This window comes from Rhodococcus sp. (in: high G+C Gram-positive bacteria) (genome assembly GCF_049286785.1).
Lineage (GTDB): Bacteria > Actinomycetota > Actinomycetes > Mycobacteriales > Mycobacteriaceae > Rhodococcus_F.
Map to the genome: position 1 here is coordinate 1 of NZ_JBAQEO010000654.1, position 2,197 is coordinate 2,197.

At 65.9% G+C, this 2,197-nt stretch carries 4 protein-coding genes and 1 pseudogene; 2 read left to right on the plus strand and 3 right to left on the minus strand.

Annotated elements, in window-relative coordinates; translation table 11 throughout:
* Positions 1-280 (minus strand): annotated as a pseudogene (locus WAW17_RS23615) (nitrilotriacetate monooxygenase); the annotation flags it as partial.
* A complete protein-coding gene (locus WAW17_RS23620) occupies positions 277-1,341 on the minus strand; it encodes an LLM class flavin-dependent oxidoreductase (RefSeq protein WP_422335332.1) in 1,065 nt (354 codons plus the stop codon). The gene WAW17_RS23620 and the pseudogene WAW17_RS23615, both read right to left, overlap by 4 nt.
* A 42-nt stretch (positions 1,342-1,383) precedes the next feature.
* Between WAW17_RS23620 and WAW17_RS23625 the strand changes: the two genes are divergently transcribed.
* Together WAW17_RS23625 and WAW17_RS23630 are read left to right on the plus strand one after the other, a co-directional pair.
* On the plus strand, positions 1,384-1,779 hold the full coding sequence (locus tag WAW17_RS23625) for a hypothetical protein (protein WP_422335333.1): 396 nt from the start codon (positions 1,384-1,386) through the stop codon (positions 1,777-1,779).
* Between the two features lie 5 nt (positions 1,780-1,784).
* Positions 1,785-1,988 (plus strand): hypothetical protein, encoded by a 204-nt coding sequence (locus WAW17_RS23630; RefSeq protein WP_422335334.1) that lies wholly within the window; start codon positions 1,785-1,787, stop codon positions 1,986-1,988.
* An 80-nt stretch (positions 1,989-2,068) separates the two neighbouring features.
* On the opposite strand, the gene WAW17_RS23635 is transcribed toward WAW17_RS23630, so the two are convergent.
* The gene (locus tag WAW17_RS23635) at positions 2,069-2,185 is read right to left on the minus strand and encodes a putative leader peptide (protein WP_422335335.1); all 117 of its coding nucleotides are present in this window, start codon (positions 2,183-2,185) and stop codon (positions 2,069-2,071) included.
* Positions 2,186-2,197 lie beyond the last annotated feature (12 nt).

Consider the following 2,197-nt stretch of genomic DNA (forward strand, 5'->3'; position numbering starts at 1 on the left):
ACGTACCCACCACCGGCACCAGACCGATCGTGCTGGTCGACGCGGCAACGAACGCCGCCCTGTTCACGGCATCGATCCGGCCCACCGGTCCGCTCGCCGATTCGGGAGGAAGCAGTGAGTCGTCGAACGAGGCGAATGCGAAGCCTGCGTTCTCGGCCGCAGCCACCCGAGCCGCAACAGTGCCGCCGGTCAGCAACTGGTCCGGGGTGTGCCCGGCCCGTCGCCACGCCGCGGGATGCGTTCCCTCGCCGTCGAGTTCGATTCCCAGAACAAGACTCATGGCCGTACCCCTACCGTGTCGGCCGTGAGTGGGCGGCTCGGAATGGTCTCGCGCAGAACCGGAGCCACCGCTGCCTGGAACAGTTCGAGGCTGCGGAGGTGCTGTTTGTCGGTGAGCCCGGCCCGGTCCGCGCTCAGGTGGATCACCTCGTGCCCGAATTGCCCGTGATACCGCTGCACCTTGTCGATCACCTGTTGCGGGCTGCCGATCAGCGCGGAACTTCGGTCGATGAAGTCCTCGACCGTCTCGAACACCACGGGAAGCCCCGCGGCACGCAGGAATTCGAGTTGCGCGGCATGAATCGGCCGCCACGCCTCGACGGCGTCCTGCGAATTCGGTGTCACGTAGAAGCCCGCGGTACCGGCTCCGACGATCGCGTCCGCCGGATCATGTCCGTAGTGGGTCCACCGTTCGCGGTAATGGCGAATGAGCTCAGCGTACGGTTCGATCGGGTTGGTCACGTTGGCCGAGAAGACGGGATCTCCGTAACGGGCTGCGAGATCCACGGATTCCTTGCTGGTGGCGCTGCCGTGCCAGATCCGGATCCGCGGCTGCAGCGGCCGTGGCAGGGCTACCACATGATCGAGCGACGGCCGGAACCGAGGCTCCCACGTCACGTCCTCGCTCTCCCACAGCTGCCGGAACAGCTCGTACCCTTCACGGTTGCGGTCCCATTGATCTTCGGGCGTCACGTGGAACAGCTCCGCCTGAGCGGTGCCGTTCCCCTTTCCGATGATCAACTGGAGTCGGCCACCCGAGAGGTTGTCGAGCGTCGAGTAGTCCTCGAAGGCACGGACCGGATCGAGCAGGCTCAGCGTGGTCACCGCCGTCCACAATTGGAGCGTGGTGGTGCGAGCGGCGATCGCACTCAGCACGACCGGCGGCGACGAGGACAGGAAGGGATGCTCGTGCCGCTCGCCCACGGCGAAGCCGTCGTATCCCAACTGCTCGGCCAGCACCGCGGAATCGACCACCTCGCGCAAGCGGGCCTCCGTGCTGATCTTCTCCCCCGTCACGGGGTCGGGCCTGTGCGTGATGAGGCTCATCAACAGAAACTTCATACGGACTCGTACTCCTTTGCGGTCCCGCCACCGGACTCGGTGGTGCCTGTGCGCAGGGCCTTCTCGAACGGATGTTTCCCGATCCTCTCGGGAGGCAACGCACGGTCGAACAACGGTTCGTTTCAGCTCCGCGGTGTTCTCGTCGTATCGCTGAAATGCCCCGCCCGCAACGGGTTCGCCATGGTGAACCAGCACCAGCAGCCCGCCGGCCGGTGCGGCGAGTTCCTCGGCCGGGTAGGTGCTGAGGTCTTCGTGGACCTCTTCCGGCGTGCGCCCGTACCGGGAGCTGTACTCCACTGCCAGCTCTGCGAGCAGCGGCGCGGCCAGCGGATCACCCTGATCGACGAAGACGACCTCGAGTTCGGCTACGACGCCTCCCGTTTTCCCGCCCTGAACTCCCGCAATGTTGTGCGCCGAGGTCTGCTACCAGCTCGCTGACAGCCATGACGAAGCTGCTGTCCGGCGTGCTGGTGTCGAGGCAGGTGGTGGTGCGGGCCGTCTGCACGTCGACCCCGGGCGGCCACGACCGGCTTTTCGGGAGCGGGCGCAGTCACGGCGCATCACCACTCGACTCGGCCACCACGGCGCACACCTGGGGTAAGGGGGAAACAGACATCGAACCGGCCTTTCACATGAACAAAGAATGAAGTACGGCGGCGCTGAGGGTACTTTGCGCACGCTTCTTCGCTCACCGGGCTGTTGCCTGGTGAGCGGACGGCGAGAACCGTCAACAGCAGGACGAAGTGGTGCGGCACAGGTCGATGTGCCGCCGGCGCCAAGCGCACAGCGCGAGGTGGTTCATGTGTTGCCTTCCATCGATCCCGGCGGTAGCACCCGCACCCATGTGTTGGGAGGG

What these genes read in the sequence shown, in the direction of transcription:
- WAW17_RS23630 (WP_422335334.1), top strand. Translation starts at nt 1,785, where the DNA reads ATGACGAAGCTGCTGTCCGGCGTGCTGGTGTCGAGGCAGGTGGTGGTG.
- WAW17_RS23620 (WP_422335332.1), bottom strand. Translation starts at nt 1,341, where the DNA reads ATGAAGTTTCTGTTGATGAGCCTCATCACGCACAGGCCCGACCCCGTG.
- WAW17_RS23635 (WP_422335335.1), bottom strand. Translation starts at nt 2,185, where the DNA reads ATGGGTGCGGGTGCTACCGCCGGGATCGATGGAAGGCAACACATGAAC.